Raw genomic sequence first — 18,985 nt, forward strand, 5'->3', positions numbered from 1 at the left:
TGGCTCATTGGGCTCGCCCTCGCCGACGGTCCCGCAGGTTCGCCACGTGAGCCGACACCGCCGGGTCCACTCCGAGGCCGATCGCCAGATAGGTCGCGACGAAATCGACCATCGACAGGTGTTCGGCGAGGCGCACCACCGGGTGTCCGGGCGCAGCCACGGACTCCACCACCCGCACCTGCGCCTCGCGCGCAGTGGCGAGGAGATCCTCGGTCAGGGCCCGCTCCTCCTCGCTCTCGCGGGTGGGCACCGCCACCGGCGCGTCGCGCAGCATCATCAACCCCAGGTTGGGTTGTGCCGGACCGTCCAGGAACGGGTCGGCGAAGATGTCCATCCCGGTGCGTCCCGCGAGGCCGTGACCGCCTCCTGCGGTGAACGGGCCGTCGAAACACGCCACCACCTGCGAGGCCGCATCGGGCAGCTCACCCCAGGTGGCGGGCATCCGGGCGGTCCGGGAGAGCATCGACGCGGCGCGGCGCGCAGCGACGCCGGTCAGCGGGTTGTCGCCCAGGATCACCGGCACCGTCTCGGCCAACTGCACCGCCATCACCTTGGCCGGGTTGACGAACGACTCCGAGGAGGGCCGACAGGTGTCGGCCTGCTCGTCCAACCTCGTGGCGATCTGCCCGAAAACGGACTCCGGCACGTCGGCCAGACCCAGGACGTCCGCGGCGAGCAGTACCGGAGTCAGCAGCGACCAGAGCGACGTGCGGCTGGAGGTACGCCCGCGACCGACGCCGATGTGGACGCCGCGCGCGCGATGCGCAGCCTCGGACAACGGCGAGTCGTCAGCGCCCACCGTCAGCAACGAGGCCCCGCGGCGGGCCGCTTCCCAGGCAATCGCGACCGGACCGTCGGCGGTGCCGGACAGCGATACGGCAATGACGAGATCGAGCGGTCCCACCCACCCAGGAAGCGGAAGATTACGGCGGACCGTCACCGGCACCGGTGAACCGGGCTCGGACAACAGCTCCAGCACGTCTGCGACGACAGAGGAACCCCCTAGTGCCGCAACGAGAACCGAGCGTGGACGCTCACCGAACGCGACGCGCGCCACCCCTGCCTCCTGAGCGAGCGTGACAGCTTCTCGAACCTGGGCACCGGCCGTGGCCAGCGCGCGCAACGTACTGCGCGAATCCCGCCAGACGAGCTCGTTCGGGTCATCGATCCACGACTCCTGCAACAGTGGCATTGCCGCGCTCAGACCGCGATGATGCGTGCCTCGTCGGCAAGCAACACCGGAATCCCGTCGGTGATCGGGTATCCGCGACGGATGCCCGGGTCGCACTCCTGCGCGCACTGCAGCTCCGGCCCACCGTCCGGCGACGTGGCGTCGACCAGCTCGTTACGGCATACCGGACACCGCAGAATTTCACGCAGCCACGGTTCGATGGTGTTCGGTTCGGTGGCGTTCGGTTCGATGGTGTTCATAGCAGTCCAGTCTCCTCGTCGTCTGCACGGATCGCCGCGAGGGCGCGGTCCCGGATCGCCGTCATGGTCGATTCATCGGCCGCCTCGACGTTCAGGCGCAGCAGCGGCTCGGTGTTGCTGCCCCGAACATTAAGCCACCACATGGGCGCGGACTCGTGGGTGAACGTCAACCCGTCCAGCGAGTCCTGCACCACCCCGTCCATGCCGAGAGCCATCGAACGCACCCGCTGCGTCGCAGCGCTTTTGTCCGCCACCGTGGAGTTGATCTCGCCGGACGGGACGTAACGGCTGTACCCGGCCATCAGATCCGAGAGAGACCCGTCGTGCGCGCGCAGTGCGGACAGGACGTGCATCGCGGCGAGCATCCCGGTGTCGGCGTACCAGAAATCCTTGAAGTAATAGTGGGCGGAGTGCTCTCCTCCGAAGATGGCCTCGTTGTCGGCCATGTCCGACTTGATGAAGGAGTGCCCGACACGGGTGCGCACCGGGATCGCGCCGTGCTCACGAATGATCTCCGGCACGGCGAGGGAAGAGATGAGGTTGTGCACCACGCGAATCTGCTCGGCCGGTGTTCCGTCCTGCACCGCCCGGTCGATCTCGCGCACCGCCACCAGCGCGGTCACCGCCGACGCGCTCACCGGCTCACCACGTTCGTCGACCACGAAGCACCGGTCGGCATCGCCGTCGAAGGCCAACCCGATGTCGGCGCCGTGCTCGCGCACGGCGTGTTGCAGGTCGACCAGGTTGGCCGGCTCCAGCGGGTTGGCCGGATGGTTGGGAAAGGTGCCGTCCAGCTCGAAATAGAGCGGCACGATCTGCAGTGGTAGTGGCGCAAGACCCGCGTGCGTGCCCAGCACAGCAGGGACGGTAAGCCCGCCCATCCCGTTGCCCGCATCCACGACGACCTTCAGCGGTCGACCCACCCCCAGGTCGGCTTCGCTGCTCAGATCCACCAGCCCACGCAACATCGCGGCGTAGTCGGCGAGGAGGTTCTGTTCACTGACCGAACCGATCGTGCTGACCGGGTCCGGCTCACCATGGTCCAGCCAGTCCTGGGCCTGGTCCCGCACCTGCGCAAGGCCCGTGTCGGTGCTGATCGGCGCTGCGCCGGCCCGACACATCTTGATGCCGTTGTACTGCGCCGGGTTGTGACTCGCGGTGAACATCGCACCGGGCAGATCCAGGATGCCGCTGGCGTAGTAGAGACCGTCGGTCGAGCAGAGCCCGATGACTGTCGCGTCGACGCCACGGGCCACCACCCCCTGCGCGAATGCGGCAGCTAGCTCCGGGGAGCTGGGTCGCATGTCGTAACCGATGACGACGCCGGCGCTTTTCTGCCCGCTTTCCGGCCGCGCGATCTGCTCGGCGAACGCGGCACCGAAGGCCCGGGCCACCGCAACGGAGAGCTGCTCGGGGACGAGACCGCGAACGTCGTACGCCTTGACGAAATCTTGCAGCCTGGTCGAGATCACCGCCGCAGCCTAACGGGGCACTAAGAGCTGGGAACCACGCGCAACCGGGACTGCGCGGGCGGCGGTGGCACCTCGCGGCGGCCTGCTTCCCGGACGGCATCGGCGAGCGCAGCCAGATCGTCACCGAACGGCACCGGAGGCTCCAGATCAATAGCGAGTCGCACCACATCCCAACCCCTCGGCGCGGTGAATCGACTCGTGTGAGTGGCGCACAGGTCATAGGAGTGCGGCTCGGCATAGGTGGCGAGGGGGCCGAGCACGATCGTGCAGTCCGCATGGACGTAGGTCAATGTCGCGACCGATGGCTGCGAGCACGCACTGCGGTCGCAGGTACGCATCAGCGGCCGGGAGGAAGCAGTGGCGGGGTGTGTCACGAAGTGAGGCTAGGTCAGAGCCGGACGAAACGACCGCCCGGCGCGCCGCAAACGCTCTGGTTAGGGTTGGTCGATGACCGGTGACGCCGCTTGGCAGGACCTACGCCGCCCCGCTGGGCAGGCGGAGGGCGCCGGGGCCGCTCCCCGACCCAGACGGCCGACCCGTCCCGGGCGGCATGGACGAGGCCCCCGTGGTCCGATGGCCTGGCCCAGGGTGCCAGCGATGCAGACCCGGTCCGACGACTTCGACCGGACGGTGCTGGAGTCCCTGGAGCGACTGGAGCGCCGCATCAAACGGCCCCTGGACATGCTGGAGGTCGCGGTCGAGGACGTCCCGGCGCACGATCCGGCGCCCTGGGAGTCGGACGTGGCGCTCGGACGTAGCTTTCCCGGCCACGGGGGCGCTGTTACGCGGATCGTGATCTACCGTCGCCCGATCGAAGCGAGGACCTTCGACCGCGACGAACTCAGCGAGCTCATCGACCACGTCGTCGCCGAGCAGGTGGCTGACGTGATCGGCATCCACCCCGACGACCTGCAGGACTGATCGCGAATGACCGACCCGACTGCTGCTCCTAACCTGCTCACCGGACTACCCGTCATACCCCGGCACCCCGTTCTGGTCACCGGCGGCACCGGCACCCTGGGCCGTGCGGTCGTCCAGGAACTCCTCGTGTCCGAGGTCCCGGCACGCGTTCTGTCCCATCGGGCAGATGCGCAGTCGGGGGCACCGGTTTATCTCGGCGACCTACGCACCGGCTCCGGGCTGGCAGATGCTGTGCGCGGCGTGAGTGCCGTGATCCATTGCGCCACGAGTACGACCGGGTCCGCGGTCGACGTGGACGGTCTGGAGCGGTTGTGCAATGCATTGGCGCAGCACAACCCGCAGGCGCACCTCGTGCATGTGTCGATCGTGGGGTGTTGGGACAACCCGTTGCCGTACTACCGGGTCAAGGCCGAGGCCGAGACGGTGGTGGGCCAGTCCGGGCGACCGGCCACGATCGTGCGCGCCACCCAGTTCCACCCGTTCGTGGAGCGGATATGCACGGCGTCGCTCGGGCCGCTCGCCGTGGGTCTTCGCGGATTGCGGTTCGCGCCCTGCGACCCGGTGTGGGTGGCCGGACACCTGGTCGATGTGGCGCTGGAGGGGATTCCGGCAGCAGGGCCGATCGAGCTCGCCGGACCAGAGGTACTGACCGCTCGGGAGCTGAGCGTGCTGTCCGCCCATTTGTCCGGGAAGTCCACCCCACGACAGGTCAGGCTGCCGACCGTGGGGCGCACCCTGTCGGCATTCGCGCGCGGGTCGAATCTGCCCGGTGAGCAGGCTGTACGGGGTGGGCGCACCTACGCGCAGTGGTGGACCGACCGGGCAACTACTCCCTAATCTGCAGCCTCTTGATCGGCAGGGACCAGTCGGATCGCCTGCGATCGAAGCGGTAGGGGCGCGAGCGCCGTCGTCGCGAGCAGCGGCCCCTTCGCGGAAGTGCCCTGCAGGGTCACCGCAGTACGCACCGAACCGGAGACGACGGTGATCCACACGGAGCGAGCCCCTGGCAACGCCTGTATCACGGGTGTGCCGGGGGTGATGACGCGGGTCGTCGCCGTAAGCGCGCCGCCGGCGTCGACGGTACTCACGCGCACTCTTGCCGAGCCGGCGACGGCAGTCACACCCAGTGTCGCCGCGAGACCGGCGGGCAGGCCCGTGCCCGTGAGAGTCGTCACGGGCACGGCAGCAGTCGCCCAGGACAGATCGGCCGCGCCACGTGCTGCAGTGCGCGTGAACGCGGCGGCCACCACTGGTTCATCCGAGAGCACCTGAACGCTGTAACTACCTGGCGTCAGGCCGGTCAACGCGGCGGCAGCAGTGCTCGCCGCCGGGACACTGATGACCTTCTCCATCGCAATCACGCCGTTCGCACCGGTTGCCCGTACGCGCACGACGGCCGACGAGCCACCGGGATTGGCCACCCGGACTGAGGGGACCACGCTGGAGGCAGTCACCACGGGTACCACCTGGGTACGCGCCGGGGCCGCCGACATACCGGAAACCGCCATACCTACCGGGGATTCACCATCGCGCCAGACATCCGAGGCCCAGGCAGCTACCGGCCCACCCGCCGAGGTCACGTGGATCGCCGGGTCGATGCCGGGCCGAGCAGAGGCGAGGACCAGGACGACCCGTGTCCGCGCTGCCACCACCACGCCCGCAACCGAACCGGGGTCGCGCCCGGCACTGGTCACCACCTCTGCTGTCACCGTCACGGCAGAGGCGCCGGGATTGCTCAGCACCAACCGGGTCGCCCGTCCCGGTTGGTGACCACCGGAGAGCAACCACCCGTCACGCGTGGCCGCACCGCACTGCACGAACGACGCACCGCGAACCTGCGCCGTCTCCAGCGCCGAGTACTGCGCAACGGAACTGCCCGGCGCGGACCGACCGGTCAGCTCAATGCTTTCGGCTCTGCCTGCCTGCACCAGATTCTGGAACAGCCCACCGGAGGTCGGCGCCAACGTACCGGTCGACGAGGTGCCCTTGTCCGGCAGGAAGGTGGCCTGCAATCGACCCGCGGCAGCCGGCAATGCGACCGGCGGCGTGATCCCCGCAAGTACCTGCGCGGGCGGAGTCGCCGCAAGGGTTCCCGCCTGCTGCCCCTCGAGCTCGGGGCCGGGGCACGTCCACGTGGCCCGGTCCAGCGCCTGCGACGGCTGGGATACCGATGCGATCCGGTCGCCGCGCCGGTCCCACCGCAGGGTCCCGTCTACGTGACCCGCGCCGTAGACCAGGCCGGTCCCCACGCCGGCGGCAACGAGCACCCGTAGCACCCCGCCGACCTTCACACCCGGGCCTTTCGCGACCCGAACGGGATGGCCAGGTAGCAGACCGCGATGAGCAGCACCAATTGCAACCAGGGCAGTCGACGATTCGCCGCGCCCGGCGTCACGCGCAACGTGCCGCCGGTCGTCGGCAGCGCGTAGCTGGGCGATCCGCCCGCCAACGAGGCCGACAGCAGACGTCCGTCCAGCGTGACCCGGCCCCGACCGATCCACCCGGCACCCTCGGCCAGCACCAGTGCCCGACCGGGCGGGCCGGGGCGCAACACGTCCGTCGCCAGGCCGTGCGCGCCGGTCGACGACAGCTCAGTCGCCGGGAGACCCGCCTGGGTGAGGATCAGTCGGCTACTGGCCACCGGACCGCTGTCGCCCGAAATAGGCACCACCCGCCACAACGCGGTATCCCGCGTGGTGGACAGCTGGGTCACTGCGCCCGAAGCGATCAGCGTGGAGTTCAGCTGGGCGTCTGCGGGTGCACCGCGCACGACCACATAGGACACCGCCAACTGGTGTAGCAGGTCGGTGGCCGAAGCAGCACCGGCGCCGAGTGCGGTCACTGCGGCAGCGGTCCGGGCGTCGTATGCCGGGTCCGGGCGCCGTAGATCGCGCGCGGGCACGCCCGACTCCCGCCCGACCAGGCGGTAACTCAACGTTGCAGCGCCGCCGCTGCCGGGGGTACGGCTCAGGACGAGCGCCCGCGGGGCGCGACTGGCGGCCAGCTGTTCATCGACCACGGATGGCAGCACGTTCGTAGCCGGTGTCGTCGCGCGCGGTGACGCGGTCCAGATCGCGAAGCCGCCGAGGACGCTGGCACCGACGCAGGCAACGGCCGTACCGGTGCGCACCCAGAGCCGCGCCCGGCCGCCCGTCAGGCCCCGGATCCCCATCAGTCCCACCGCGAGCAGAGCGAACGCGTAGACGTCGAGCGCAGGACCGACCCATGGGGTCGCGGCCCCCGTGACGGCTGCCCTGGTGGCGGTGAGCACGACGTGCGGTGCGGCGAGCGCAGCAGCCAGGCCGAGTAGCCCGGTGCCGATCAACGCTGCCCCCCGCATGCCCAGCCCGGGGCGCAGCAGCCCGCACACCCCGATGAACAGCACCGGAACTGTCGCCACCACGGCATAGGAGCCGGGACCGCCGGGATGCACGAGTGCCAGCTGCCAGCCGCGTGCGAGGGCACCACGCGCGTCATCCAGCGCGCCAGGGCCGGCGAGCAGCAACCGGTGATCGCCGGTCACGGCAGCACGGGTCCAGGGCCCCAACAACAGCCACGGCGTGATCAGAATCGCCAGCTGACGCCACCGTGCGGCACCGCGGGCCGCAACGACACCCACGAGGGCCACGATGCTGCAGGCCAGGAGCAGAACAGGCGCGAAGGCACCGGTCGCAGCGACTGCCAGGACCGCTCCGAAAGCAGTTGCTGTCGTTGCCCCTCGACGTGCTGCAGCAAGTGTCCCCGCGAGTGCGACTGGCAGCAGGATGTGCCCCACCGCCGGCCCGAGCCGGCCCTGCCCGACTGCGGTGGTGAGGGTGGGCAGCGTGGCCCACAGCAGCGCGATGACCGCCCGTGGCCACCGCTCGGTGGTGATGATGCGACCGCAGCAGTAGGCAGCCAACCCCGACAGCGGCATCGCGGCGACCAGAATCCAGGCGACCGCCACCGCGCCGGACGCGGCCGGATTGACCCAGGGCAGCAGTCCGACCAGCCAGGCCAGTGGCGCAAGCACGACCAGGTAGGGGGTCGGCGTCGAGGCATGGCCGAGTCCCGGGCCGACCCAGGCGTCGTGGTAGGTAGCCCAGATGCCGGCTGCGTCGGTGCGGAACGGTAGTAGCTGCCCACCGACCAGGCCCTGCCCGGCCCCGGTCAGCGAACCGTCGGTCAGCAGATCGCGCCACCACACTGCGGCGGCAACCGACAGGAGCAGTACCACCAGTCCGCCGGGGCCGAAGATCGCGCGGGCGATGCCGCCGTGCCCATCGCCGCCGATGGACCCGGTCCGAACCGCGTCGAGCTGGGCACGCGCCGCCTGACCCGCCGTAACGAACAGTCCTCGCAGGTTGCGACGCCGAGTGGTGGCACGGCGAAAGAAACGGCCGCGGGCCCGCAGCACCCGCAGTACGCCGAGTGGCGCACTGGCCTGCACCAGTTCGACACCGGCTCGTCGCGGACGCTTTGCGAGCAACAGGAACAGGGCCAGCACGGTCGAGCTAACCGCCATCCATAGTGCGAGGAACGGCATGCCGAGCAGGCTCGAGCGAGCCAACGCGACCTGACGATGACGGCGCAGGGTGCGGATGTTCGAGCCGTCCGCGCGCGCCCGACCACGGACCCGGGCGGAGGGGACCACGACGACGGAGTGGCCGATGAGGTGCGCCCGCCACCCCAGATCCAGTCCGTCGCCGTCGCCGTCGAAGGCGGGGTCGAATCCGCCGAGGGTGTTGTAGGTGTCGCGGCGCACGAGCATTCCGGCGCTACTGACCGACAGCGCATCCCGCCGATGATCCAGCTGGCCCTGATCGGGGGTGCCGGGTGGCACCGTGGCGACATGGCGCCCGGTGCGGGTGATGTCCGAGCCGATGTCCAGCAGCATCGTGGGGTCGGCCGCGTCGACCACCTTGCACCCGGCGATACCGACCCGCTCGGACCCCGATGCGGCTTCGGTCAGTTCCTCGAGTGCATCGACGTCGGGGGCACTGTCCTCGTGCAGCAACCACAGCCATGAGGTGCGGTCGCTGGCTCGCACTGGACGGGCGCCGGCCCGCCGTGCGGAGCGCCGCTGTACCACATGGTCCTCGCCGGGTGGGGGCAGGGCATCCACGGCCATGTCGACCACTGCGGCGAACGGCGTATCAGGGGGCACGGTGACCACCGACAGGCCGGAGAACGCCTGACGCAGCGTGCCGTGCTGCTCCAGGTACGTGCGCACCAGGCGCCCGACGGTTGCGTCCACGACGACCACCCGGTCCGGCGGGCGTGTTTGACGAGCCAGTGCCTCACAGGTGTCGTCCAGGGAAATCACCGGTCCGGTGCCCGCCTCATCGCGAACGACCAGCAGTGCGGTGACCATGGGCCCAGGCCTGCCGGTGTCTTCGACATCGAAGAAGCCCGCACGCGTTTCTACGGCGCGCATCCCAGCCGACGAGGCGTCCAGCGCGCTCAGATCGCGCGCTTTTTCAGCTTGCGACGTTCGCGTTCGGACAGGCCTCCCCAGATCCCGAACCGCTCGTCATGGGCCAACGCGTACTCCAGGCACTGCGTCTGTACGGTGCAACCGACGCAGACCTTCTTCGCCTCCCGGGTGGAACCGCCCTTCTCGGGAAAGAACGCCTCTGGGTCGGTCTGCGCGCACAGGGCACGCTCCTGCCAGGACAGTTCCCCGTCGTCGTCGTCGAGGCCGTCTCCCACAATCAATGCGAATTCCAGCACGGACCCTCCCGGACGACAACGCCGAGACAAGAAGAATCGACTGGGGTAATTACACGGCTGTCATTCGTCTGAGTCAAGCCCGAATCTTTCGCCCGCCCGGCCGGCGACGATGATGGGCCCATGCACATCACCGCATTGGCCGGCGGAGTCGGCGGCGCCCGGTTCCTGCGCGGCCTGCTCCACCACCTGAAGGATCGACCGGGCGGTCCGCACCGCCTCACCGTGATCGCGAATACCGGCGATGACATCACCCTGTTCGGGTTGCGGGTCTGCCCCGATGTGGACACGCTGCTCTACACCCTCGGCGGTGGCGTCCACGAAGAGCAGGGTTGGGGCCGTGCCGGTGAGACCTTCGACGTCCAGGCCGAGCTCGCCGCATACGGCGCGACACCGCAGTGGTTCGGGCTCGGCGACCGGGATTTCGGCACACATATCGTGCGTAGTCAGTGGTTGGGACAGGGGGTCAGCCTGAGCGACGTGACCGCACGGCTCGCAGGCCGTTGGGGGTTGCCGGAGCAGGGCGTGAGCCTGTTGCCGATGACCGACACCCCTGTGGAGACGCACGTGGTGATCGACGACGGCGACGCGCAACGCGCGATCCATTTCCAGGAGTGGTGGGTGCGACTACAGGCGGCAGTGCCCGCGCGGCGCTTCGTGGTCGCTGGGCTGGACAAGGCCGCGGCAGCCCCAGGGGTCCTGGACGCGATCAGGCAGGCAGACGTCGTGCTGCTGCCACCCAGTAACCCGGTGGTCTCGATCGGGATCATCCTGTCGGTGCCGGGGGTGCGCGATGCGCTGCGCGGCACATCGGCGCCCGTCGTGGGCGTCTGCCCGCTGGTCGGGGGCGCGCCGGTACGTGGACACGCGGATGCGTGCCTGGCTGCGCTGGACGTGCCCGTGACCGCGGCGGGAGTTGCCGGCCTGTATGCGGACTTCCTGGGCGGGTGGCTGGTCGACGAGGCCGACCGGGACGCGACCTACGACTCGCGCCTGCAGGTCCGCACCGCTCCCCTGCTGATGACCTCGGTCCAGGCGGCGGGCGAGATGGCCGGGGCCGCACTGGACCTTGCCGAGGAGCTGCCACGGCGTGGTTGACCCACCCGGTATTGCTCTGGTCCCCGTCCGGGGCATGCCGGAGGTCATCACCGGCGATGACCTGGCTGTCCTCATCATGACTGCGCTGACTGCGTCTGGCATCGCCCTGGTCGAGGGAGACATCCTCGTGGTGACCAGCAAGGTGGTCTCCAAGGCTGCCGGGCTGTGGGCCGACCCGGACCGTCGCGCAGCGCTGGTACTGGAGCAGTCGACCGCCGTCGTTGCGGAGCGGCGCACGGCGACATCCCATACCCGGGTCGTTACTGCCCGTAGCGGCCCCGTCCTCGCAGGCGCGGGTATCGATGCCTCCAACTCCGACGACGACCGTCTGCTGCTGCTGCCCGCCGATCCGGATGCTGCAGCTGCCGATCTGCATCGCAAACTGCGCCGCCACCTGCCGGACGAAGCGCGGATAGCGGTGCTCCTGACCGACACCGCAGGTCGACCGTGGCGCGCCGGACTGGTCGATATCGCGTTGGGCTGCAGCGGGCTGTGCGGCATCGACGACCTCCGCGGTACCAGCGACACCCACGGCCGCGATCTGGCCGTCACCGTGCGTAACCTCGCGGACGAGATCGCCGCCGCCGCCGATCTCGTCAAGGGAAAGCTGGACCGGGTGCCCATCGCGATCGTGCGCGGACTGCCGCATCTGGTCCTCGAACACGGCCCGGGCACACCGGCTCGTGATCTCGTGCGCTCGGGGCCGACCGACTGGTTTGCCCTGGGTCGCGCCGAAGCTGTCCGCGATGCCCTGGGCATCCCCGCGGGTAGCGAGCTGTCGGAAAGCGTGGGAATCGAATCAGTGGCCCCGGAGCCGCTACCGGATCGGGTCGCGCGGGCCGTCCGTATTGCCCTGCACGGACATGAAGGGGCCGGCGGTGACGTCGGGCAGGACGGTCATCGCGTCGACCTCAGCGCCCGGGACAGCCTCACCCTGGGACGCGTGTGGGCGCGCCTGGAGATCGCGCTGGCGGGCGAACGGCTCACTTGTGCGGCGACCCACAACGAGGCGGGCGTGACCCTGCAGGTACGCGAACGCTGACCTGCTCGCTTTTCACGGCAGATGGGTGGGAAGCGTGATCCGGGCGCCACGGCGCGGCCGGGTGAGGTGCCCGGCCAGCACGAGCCGCTGCACGCGGTACCGGTGCCCGACGTAGGGCGTGAGCAGGGCCTCCAGCGCCAGGTCATCCACCGGAGCACCCGTCAGAGCCCAACCGATGTCCGCTGCGACGTGGTAGTCCCCGAAGCTCACCGCGTCGGCATCGCCGAGTGCGCGCTGGAACGTTTCGGCCACCGTCCAGACCCCGACACCGGGAATTGAGGACAACCGTCGCCAGGCGGTCGCCAGCGGCAGCTGGGTACATTCCTCCAGACGTCGGGCCACCGGCAGGACCCGCATCACGGTGTCGGCCCGCTGCGCGTCGACCCCGGCGCGCAGCCACTCCCACGACGGAATCGCCCGCCAGCCAGGCAGGTCCGGCGGGCAGCGGAGCCCAAGCCGCTCCCCCGGGCCCGGGGCCACCGATCCGAATCGAGCGACCAGGGCACGGTATGCAGCAAACGCCTGCCTGCCCGTTACCCGCTGCTCCAGGATGGCCGGCACCAGAGCCTCCATCACCAGACCCGTGCGACCGACCCGCCAGTGTTCTGCTCGGCGCGCAACATCGCGCAGCTGAGCGTGGTGCACCTCGAACCCGGAGACGTCATCGCGTCGACCGAGCCAGTCCGGGTAGGCCTCGGCACACCACTGCGCGCCCGGCCCCCACGCCTGCAGCTGCGCGGCGCGTTCGGTACGCCGCCACATCCGGACGGTGGCGGGTCCGTGTGGTGTCTGAAGACCGCGCCAGATCGCCCCGTCATGCACCCGCCACGTCGGGTCGCCGGATCCGCGACGCAACGGCGCCAGAATTTCACTCAGTGGCACCGGTCGCCCGGGCGCCCACTCCGCAACTGCATCCGGGCCGGCGTCACTCACCGGCGCCGGAAGGACAGCAGCGCCAAACCCACGGTGTCGGCCTCGTCGTCGCGCTGCACGGCGCGCGCCCGGGCGGCTTCCGCCAGCTGCAGATCACCGAGCAGCGTCAGACCCTGCTCGTGAGCGCGGGCGATCAGCGACCGAAGGTCGGCCACCCGCAGCGCTCCCCTGTCAGCCGGCCCGAGTCGGATCGTGAGCACCACCACCCCACCTCGACGTAGCGCGGTCGCGGCGAACGCGAGGTCGGTATCGACCCTGTCGGCGACACTGGAGTGCGGGTGCAGGCGGGCGACGAGGTCCACCGACCCGGGATCGATGGCATTCCCCACGACTTCCGCGCGGGTCACGTCCAGGTGCAGCGGGGCGAACCCGGCGCGGGCCGCCCATCGGGAAAAGACCGACCGTTCGCCGGCGGTGTCGACCACGACAGCACGCCGCCTGCCATCGTCGATCACCCTCAGCAACGCGGCCAGGCCGCCGAGCGCGGCCCAGGCAGTGGTGTCGTCCAGCGCCCGCGGCAGACCCAGGCTGCGCGAGAATCGCCGCGCCGCTCGAGCATCACGACTGTCGAGCAAAAGCCCGGTGATGCGTACCTCGCTGACGTCCCCCGCGCGCAGGGCTGCGGGTTCACCCGGGTGGGGAAGCCTGGCCGCAGTGCCACGGGCCGCCGCTCGTGCCCGGCCGACAACTCGCTGCACGGTCGGTGAGGTCGCGATCCGCACGGATGCGGTGGTATTGCGAAGCACCCTGATGACTCTAGCCCGCAGGTATGTCAGCCACTGGTATGAGCGCAGGGAGATAGCGCTCCAACAGCGCCCGCTGGTTGGCACCGAGGCGCTGCTCGAGGTGCTCCAGACCGGGCACCTGCACCCGGTAGCAACGAAGCCCGTGCAGCGCCGCAAGATTGAGCAGCGCCGTGCTCGTGCCGCCCAGGATCAGGGCACTGTCGACGATCCGACCGTCCAGCTCGGCGGGCCGGTCACCGGGCAGGGTCTCGAAGTCGTCGTACCGGTCGATGTGCTCGGCGGGATGCGGACGGATGACCAGGCGCAGGCCGAGGGCGGCCGTTCGTTCGTGGATCGCCTCGATGTGCGCGCGGTAGACGTCCTCGGACAGGGACCCCATCTCGACCCACGGCTGCGTCAGCAGCACTGCCCGACCCGAGCCGTGCTCATCGCCCGCGCTCGTCCGCCACCGGAATTCCCCGGCGATGCGCCGATCCAGCTCCCAGTTACGGGTCTTGTCGTACATGGCGAAACGCTGCGACGTCAGGGTGGCGTCGGCGACCCGTACTGCGGTGGTCCGCACCGAGCACCACGGTTCACGCAGGCCCTGGCGGGTCCACGCGTCATGTCGGGTACGCCAGGTGCCGTAGCTGCCGATCCCCTCGTCGGTCACCACGACCCGGATCCGCGATCGGCCCTGGCGGCGCCGCAGGTCTGTCCACGGTTTGATCCCCGGTGCTCCGACGGCGACGTAGGTCAGCTCGGCGCCGTCCGGAGTCCACTCCTGCATCGAGGACAGCACTCGGACCGACAGGCGGGCGTCGTCGGGCAGGAACTTCGCCACATCATCGGAGCTGACGGTGGCGTTGCCGATGAACCGGCCACCACCGACGTAGTCGACGTCGAGTGAATCGGCGGTGCGCAGCGCATCGCGCAGATATGCCGACACATGCACCAGGTGGGTGCGACTACGCACACCGGTAACGACGACCCGCATCAGTTCACCCGCATCAGATCACCGGCGGTCGTCCGGACCGGGTCAACAGGCCGACGGTGCGCCACGACATGGGCGCGCGCGCGCCGGCATCGGTGGTCCACCCCTCCCGGAAGCCCGCCAGCCACACCGACCGGACCCGGGCATCAGGGGCCCGCAGCATCATCACGCCCGTCCAGGTGCCCAGATACACCGGCACCAACGGCAGCGGCAGCCGGCGGCGCGCGACCCAGACCCGGTTGCGTGCATTGGTGCGGTAGTAGACGTCGTGGCGGGCTGCATCCGTCGCAGGATGATGGATGGTGACCGACGGGTCGTACTCGATGTCCCAGCCCGCGTCGATCAGCCGCCAGGCCAGATCGATGCCCTCGTGCCCGAAGAAGAACTGACCGGGCCAGCCTCCGACCTGCTCGAAAGCGGACCGCCTGATGACACAGAACGCCTCGGAGAAACACGTCACCGAACCGGGCCGACCGCCGTCGCGTACATCGATGCGCGGGACCCAGCGGCGCGGTGCCGGCCTGCCGTCGGGATCCGCGCCGCGCGCCACCGCGACAGCGCGACGTGGGTGGGATTGCAGCAGCCCGCACAGCCGGGACAGCACGTCGTTCGCGGGCAGGGTGGCGTCGTCGTCGTGGAAGTAGAGGTACTCGCCGCGCGCCTCGCGGACCCCGATGTTGCGGCCCTCGGGCACCCCGGCATTGACCGGCACGTACACACTGCGTACCCAGTCCGGGAGCCCCTGCGGCTGCCAGCCGTTGCCCACCACGACCACATCGAGTTCGACATCCCGTTGGGCGCGCAGGGTCGCGAGCCCCTCGGCGAGTTCGTCAGGGCGATCACCCATGTGCAGGATCACCACGCCGATCGTGGGGTGGGCAGGCATCGCTCTTCAGGTCCTCTTCCGTCGGCGGTCGTCCGCCCTAGGCTACGAGAATGACGAGCTCGGCAACGACTGCGCCCATCCTGCTCGGCGGGGAGATGACCGGGTGGTGCGATGGGATCGACCCGCCATCGGCGCTGACCGCATGGGTGGCCACCGTGTTGTCGCGCAGCAACGGCTCGGTGCTGCTGATCGGTCCTCGCGCGGCCGGTATCGCGCAACACCTCGGTGCTCGCGCGGATGTGCTGGTACGCGGGACGATTGACGCAGACCGACTGCACAGCGAGGGAGTTCGGGTGCAGTGCGGGGGTTTGGACCGGCTGCCGACACGGGCCGGTTACGACACAGTCGTGATGTTGGACGGTCCCGACCGCGTGTTGACCCCCGACTCGCCCGGCCTGGGTCATCTCGATGTCCTCGATCTGGCTGCGACCCATGCCGGTGGCCGGCTCATCGCCTATGTGCCGAACGCGCTGGCCGCCTACCCGCTTCCGCACAGCCGCGCATCCGGCGACCCGTCGTGGTGGGTCGGTTCTGCGGGGTACGACGAGAGGGTCCCGGTGCAGGCAGAGTTGCCCGCACCGCCCGCTCGGGTGGTCTTCGGCGATATCGCTGTCGTCGAATATCAGCGCATTGCCGACCCGCTCACCACGACCACGATGCGCGCGGCGCTCGTCGCACACCAGGGCTGGCTGGATGCCGTGGATGCGGGTGCCTGCAGTGCCCTGGCGACCGGGTGGGTGCTGGTGCGCGGTACGGCGTTGCCGCAGGATCTGCCGACTGTCTTCGCCACCACACTTCCGGAGCCCTCGGTGACTGCGGGTGACCCACTGGAAGTGCTGCTCACCAGCGCGTTACGGGTAGGCGGGCACGAGCAGATCGGCGCCCTGATCTGCTCCTACGCCGATCTGGTCGCTGCCCTGCCGGCCGATCAACGCGCCCTCGCCGCGCCTCGCAACGTGGTGCGAACAGATGCCGGCGTCCTCGCGCTCCGGATCGAGGTGAGTCGCCCCTCGCAGGACTCGCTCCCGACCACGCCGACAGCACCGACAGCACCGACAGCACCGACAGCACCGACGACGACCGTCGCGACCGCGGCCGGCCTCCTGGATCTCGCCGCACTGGTTGCGGGCACCGCCCACCATCCGTACGCGCCGGAGCTGGACACTACCGGCGTCGCTCAGGAGCTGGGAGTCTGGGCAGATCTCCGGCCGGATGCCGCCACATGGCGTCAGGCGCAGCAGCTGCGGCACGCGGTGGCCCTTCCTGCCCGTCGGCTGCCACCATCGGTCGACGCCGAACACGTCTCCCGGGTCACGCAGTTGGAGAGGCTCGCGCAGCTGGAGAGTGCATTACGCGAGCGGCACAGCAAGGTGGTGAGCCTGCAGGCCATGGCCACCCGGCAGGAGCGTCGGATCCGAGCGCTGGAGCACGCCATCAAGACCGAGCACGGCCCGCGCGCCCGGCAGGCGTTGTTCCTGATGACCGCACCCACGTCCCGGCTGGTCGAAGCCGCCCGGAGCAGGATCGGCAACCGGCCCGGTCGGTAAGGTGCATTGATGAGCGAAGCAACGACAACAGCCCTGACTCCCGACGACATCGAACTGCTGCGCAAAGAGTTCCGGTCCCAGTCCACCTACCGGGTCATGCAGAACGCTCTCACCGTGACGGCCCTCAAGGACGTGGCGCTCGACCGCGAGATCGTGACGCGCACCGACACGTCGATGTCCCACCGGTTGGACGACTGGAAGGTCACCAATCAGGAGAAGAGTGGACGGTGTTGGCTGTTCGCCGGTCTCAACCTGCTGCGGGTGGGCGCGGCGCGCCGGATGGGCCTGAAGGACTTCGAATTCTCCCAGAACCACCTGCTGTTCTGGGACAAGTTGGAGCGTTGCAACTACTTCATGGACTCCGTCGTCCGGCTGCGTGACCGCCCCAGCGACGACCGCACCCTCGGTTTCGTCCTCGACGAGGTGATGGGCGACGGCGGCCAGTGGAACATGTTCGTAGCACTGGTCCAGAAGCATGGCCTGGTCCCGAAGCAGGCGATGCCCGAGACGCAGTCGTCAGCACAGACCGCGCCGATGAACGCGGTACTGCAGTCGTTGCTACGCCAGGCTGCGCGTGATCTGCGGGCCGCCGCGGTGAAGGACGTGGACGGCATCAGAGCGCAGGTGATGTCGACGGCGTACCGGATCCTGGCAATGCATCTGGGCAGCCCGCCGGAGACCGTTGACTGGCAGTGGACCGACAAGGACAAACAGTTCCACCGCGACACCACACAGACCCCGCAGGAGTTCGCCGCCCGGTACGTCGAGCAGGACCTGAGCGACTACGTCTGCCTGGTGGACGACCCCCGGCAGAGCAGCCCGCGCGGGGCCACCTTCACCGTCGACGAGCTCGGCAACGTCGTGGGCGGAGCGCCCGTGACCTACCTCAATGTCGAGCCCGACCTGCTGAAAAGCATTGCCGCGGCGGCGATCAGCGGTGGTGAGCCCGTCTGGTTCGGGTGCGATGTAGGCAAGATGATGGCCGGCGACCTCGGCATCTGGGACGCCGATCTCTACGACTACGACGGTGTCTACGACGCCCAGCTCGGTATGGACAAGGCAGGACGGCTGGAGTTCCACGACACGCTGATGACGCACGCAATGTTGCTGACCGGGGTGGACCTGGACGGGGACACCCCGCGCAAGTGGCGGGTGGAGAACTCCTGGGGCGACAGCAAGGCTGACCAGGGGTTCTACACGATGAACGATTCCTGGTTTGCGCCGTACGTGTTCGAGATCGCGGCGCACAAGGATCGACTGCCCGTCGAACTTCGGGCAGCGCTGGACACCGAGCCGATCGTGCTTCCGGCCTGGGACCCGATGGGTGCTCTCGCCAGATAGCGCCGCAGCACCCCGTCAGGTGTGGCCCGGCTACTTCTCGGCGATCGACTTGTCGGCGATGGCGGACAGCAGGGCGGCGCAGGCACGATCGAGGTACCCGGTCAGGTAGTCGGACGCCCCGAGCCGGTCGCCGGCCTCCAGAAAGGCGCAGATCGCGTCGTTGTCGGCCAGATACGGCAGGTGGAACTCCTGCGATGGGCCCACCTGGTGGAAGACCAGGCGCATCTCGGCCAGGAGCAACGCCATCTGATGGTCGAGGCGTTCGCTACCTGCCAGGGCGACGAGTTCGCGGTGGAAGTGCTGGTTCGCACTGCCCACCCCGTCCCCGTCGTCGACGGCGGCGGCCCGCTGACCCTCGGCCACTGCGGCTCGCAGAGCTGCGGTGGCCGAGGGCGTGGGATCAACAGTGCGCAGCACGGCGGGTTCCAGAATGCGTCGGGCCCGATAGATATCGCGGACCGTCTCGACACCGGGAGTGGCCACGAACACCCCGCGGTGCGCTTCCCGGACCAGCACCCGTTCACCGATGAGCTGTGTCAACGCCTCGCGCACGGTATTGCGAGAGACGGCCAGAGCCGCACAGATCTGCTGCTCGGGCAGCTGCATACCGCAGCGGAGCAGACCCTCGGCAATTTGGTCGCGCAGCACATTGGCGACGCGGTCCGCCGTGCTCTGCACCGCCATACCCGCTCTGGCGTGCACCAACGCATCGAACGGGTCAGCCATATCCCCTGTCGTCTTCACCACCTGACGATCCTAGGTCGATGCGCCACATCGCCGGTTCGGCACACGATTGCCGAGTTTCATACTGACCCCTTGTGGGATTGTTCAACAATCGCTATCTTTCGTTGTGGCCGTAGTCACACCCGACCGCCGACGAAAGTGA

18 protein-coding genes are annotated in these 18,985 nt (G+C 69.4%); 6 read left to right on the plus strand and 12 right to left on the minus strand.

What is annotated here, in order from left to right:
* Nucleotides 1-4 precede the first annotated feature (4 nt).
* From V3G39_15020 to V3G39_15035, 4 genes are read right to left on the minus strand one after another with little or no spacing between them, the layout of a single operon-like run.
* On the minus strand, nt 5-1,192 hold the full coding sequence (locus tag V3G39_15020) for an SIS domain-containing protein (GenBank protein ID XAS75942.1): 1,188 nt from the start codon (nt 1,190-1,192) through the stop codon (nt 5-7).
* Between the two features lie 8 nt (nt 1,193-1,200).
* The gene (locus V3G39_15025; protein ID XAS75943.1) at nt 1,201-1,431 is read right to left on the minus strand and encodes a hypothetical protein; all 231 of its coding nucleotides are present in this window, start codon (nt 1,429-1,431) and stop codon (nt 1,201-1,203) included.
* Nucleotides 1,428-2,903, minus strand: a complete 1,476-nt coding sequence (locus V3G39_15030) for a phosphomannomutase/phosphoglucomutase (GenBank protein ID XAS75944.1) — start codon at nt 2,901-2,903, stop codon at nt 1,428-1,430. The genes V3G39_15025 and V3G39_15030 overlap by 4 nt, the downstream gene beginning before the upstream one ends.
* A 20-nt stretch (nt 2,904-2,923) precedes the next feature.
* The gene (locus V3G39_15035) at nt 2,924-3,277 is read right to left on the minus strand and encodes a DUF3499 domain-containing protein (protein ID XAS75945.1); all 354 of its coding nucleotides are present in this window, start codon (nt 3,275-3,277) and stop codon (nt 2,924-2,926) included.
* A 223-nt stretch (nt 3,278-3,500) separates the two neighbouring features.
* Here V3G39_15035 and V3G39_15040 point away from each other — a divergent pair, with 223 nt between their 5' ends.
* Together V3G39_15040 and V3G39_15045 are read left to right on the plus strand one after the other, a co-directional pair.
* Complete coding sequence (locus V3G39_15040) at nt 3,501-3,824, plus strand: metallopeptidase family protein (protein ID XAS75946.1); 324 nt, start codon at nt 3,501-3,503, stop codon at nt 3,822-3,824.
* A gap of 6 nt (nt 3,825-3,830) precedes the next feature.
* Nucleotides 3,831-4,661 carry an NAD(P)H-binding protein gene (locus V3G39_15045; GenBank protein XAS75947.1) on the plus strand — a complete coding sequence of 277 codons (831 nt, stop codon included), beginning with the start codon at nt 3,831-3,833 and terminating at the stop codon, nt 4,659-4,661.
* On the opposite strand, the gene V3G39_15050 is transcribed toward V3G39_15045, so the two are convergent.
* Genes V3G39_15050 through V3G39_15060 form a run of 3 tightly spaced genes read right to left on the minus strand, consistent with a single transcriptional unit; the run spans nt 4,658 to nt 9,533 of the window.
* Nucleotides 4,658-6,115: a DUF5719 family protein gene (locus V3G39_15050; protein ID XAS75948.1), complete on the minus strand. Its 1,458-nt coding sequence runs from the start codon at nt 6,113-6,115 to the stop codon at nt 4,658-4,660. The genes V3G39_15045 and V3G39_15050 overlap by 4 nt on opposite strands.
* A complete protein-coding gene (locus V3G39_15055) occupies nt 6,112-9,240 on the minus strand; it encodes a glycosyltransferase (protein ID XAS75949.1) in 3,129 nt (1,042 codons plus the stop codon). The genes V3G39_15050 and V3G39_15055 overlap by 4 nt, the downstream gene beginning before the upstream one ends.
* Before the next feature lie 26 nt (nt 9,241-9,266).
* Nucleotides 9,267-9,533, minus strand: a complete 267-nt coding sequence (locus tag V3G39_15060) for a WhiB family transcriptional regulator (GenBank protein XAS78257.1) — start codon at nt 9,531-9,533, stop codon at nt 9,267-9,269.
* Between the two features lie 123 nt (nt 9,534-9,656).
* Here V3G39_15060 and cofD point away from each other — a divergent pair, with 123 nt between their 5' ends.
* A complete protein-coding gene (cofD, locus tag V3G39_15065) occupies nt 9,657-10,631 on the plus strand; it encodes a 2-phospho-L-lactate transferase (GenBank protein ID XAS75950.1) in 975 nt (324 codons plus the stop codon).
* Entirely contained in the window at nt 10,624-11,673 is a 1,050-nt protein-coding gene (locus tag V3G39_15070) for a coenzyme F420-0:L-glutamate ligase (protein ID XAS75951.1), read from the plus strand. The genes cofD and V3G39_15070 overlap by 8 nt, the downstream gene beginning before the upstream one ends.
* Before the next feature lie 12 nt (nt 11,674-11,685).
* On the opposite strand, the gene V3G39_15075 is transcribed toward V3G39_15070, so the two are convergent.
* Genes V3G39_15075 through V3G39_15090 form a run of 4 tightly spaced genes read right to left on the minus strand, consistent with a single transcriptional unit; the run spans nt 11,686 to nt 15,211 of the window.
* Entirely contained in the window at nt 11,686-12,606 is a 921-nt protein-coding gene (locus V3G39_15075; protein ID XAS75952.1) for a DNA-3-methyladenine glycosylase 2 family protein, read from the minus strand.
* Entirely contained in the window at nt 12,603-13,352 is a 750-nt protein-coding gene (locus V3G39_15080) for a hypothetical protein (GenBank protein XAS75953.1), read from the minus strand. The genes V3G39_15075 and V3G39_15080 overlap by 4 nt, the downstream gene beginning before the upstream one ends.
* Nucleotides 13,353-13,362: 10 nt before the next feature.
* Complete coding sequence (locus V3G39_15085) at nt 13,363-14,328, minus strand: hypothetical protein (protein XAS75954.1); 966 nt, start codon at nt 14,326-14,328, stop codon at nt 13,363-13,365.
* A gap of 13 nt (nt 14,329-14,341) precedes the next feature.
* Nucleotides 14,342-15,211: a glycosyltransferase gene (locus V3G39_15090; GenBank protein XAS75955.1), complete on the minus strand. Its 870-nt coding sequence runs from the start codon at nt 15,209-15,211 to the stop codon at nt 14,342-14,344.
* Between the two features lie 50 nt (nt 15,212-15,261).
* Here V3G39_15090 and V3G39_15095 point away from each other — a divergent pair, with 50 nt between their 5' ends.
* Both V3G39_15095 and V3G39_15100 read left to right on the plus strand, forming a co-directional pair.
* A complete protein-coding gene (locus V3G39_15095) occupies nt 15,262-16,758 on the plus strand; it encodes a hypothetical protein (GenBank protein ID XAS75956.1) in 1,497 nt (498 codons plus the stop codon).
* A gap of 9 nt (nt 16,759-16,767) precedes the next feature.
* Complete coding sequence (locus V3G39_15100) at nt 16,768-18,099, plus strand: C1 family peptidase (protein ID XAS75957.1); 1,332 nt, start codon at nt 16,768-16,770, stop codon at nt 18,097-18,099.
* 30 nt (nt 18,100-18,129) lie between these two features.
* Here V3G39_15100 and V3G39_15105 read toward each other — a convergent pair whose 3' ends face one another.
* Nucleotides 18,130-18,846 (minus strand): GntR family transcriptional regulator, encoded by a 717-nt coding sequence (locus V3G39_15105; GenBank protein ID XAS75958.1) that lies wholly within the window; start codon nt 18,844-18,846, stop codon nt 18,130-18,132.
* Between the last annotated feature and the right edge of the window lie 139 nt (nt 18,847-18,985).

This window comes from Dermatophilaceae bacterium Sec6.4, assembly GCA_039636865.1.
Classification (GTDB): domain Bacteria; phylum Actinomycetota; class Actinomycetes; order Actinomycetales; family Dermatophilaceae; genus Allobranchiibius.

Bases quoted from the DNA above. Each gene is read 5' to 3' on its own strand.
- V3G39_15085 (XAS75954.1), bottom strand. From the start codon at position 14,328: ATGCGGGTCGTCGTTACCGGTGTGCGTAGTCGCACCCACCTGGTGCAT.
- V3G39_15040 (XAS75946.1), top strand. From the start codon at position 3,501: ATGCAGACCCGGTCCGACGACTTCGACCGGACGGTGCTGGAGTCCCTG.
- cofD (XAS75950.1), top strand. From the start codon at position 9,657: ATGCACATCACCGCATTGGCCGGCGGAGTCGGCGGCGCCCGGTTCCTG.
- V3G39_15045 (XAS75947.1), top strand. From the start codon at position 3,831: ATGACCGACCCGACTGCTGCTCCTAACCTGCTCACCGGACTACCCGTC.
- V3G39_15020 (XAS75942.1), bottom strand. From the start codon at position 1,192: ATGCCACTGTTGCAGGAGTCGTGGATCGATGACCCGAACGAGCTCGTC.
- V3G39_15090 (XAS75955.1), bottom strand. From the start codon at position 15,211: ATGCCTGCCCACCCCACGATCGGCGTGGTGATCCTGCACATGGGTGAT.
- V3G39_15055 (XAS75949.1), bottom strand. From the start codon at position 9,240: ATGCGCGCCGTAGAAACGCGTGCGGGCTTCTTCGATGTCGAAGACACC.
- V3G39_15100 (XAS75957.1), top strand. From the start codon at position 16,768: ATGAGCGAAGCAACGACAACAGCCCTGACTCCCGACGACATCGAACTG.
- V3G39_15095 (XAS75956.1), top strand. From the start codon at position 15,262: ATGACGAGCTCGGCAACGACTGCGCCCATCCTGCTCGGCGGGGAGATG.
- V3G39_15025 (XAS75943.1), bottom strand. From the start codon at position 1,431: ATGAACACCATCGAACCGAACGCCACCGAACCGAACACCATCGAACCG.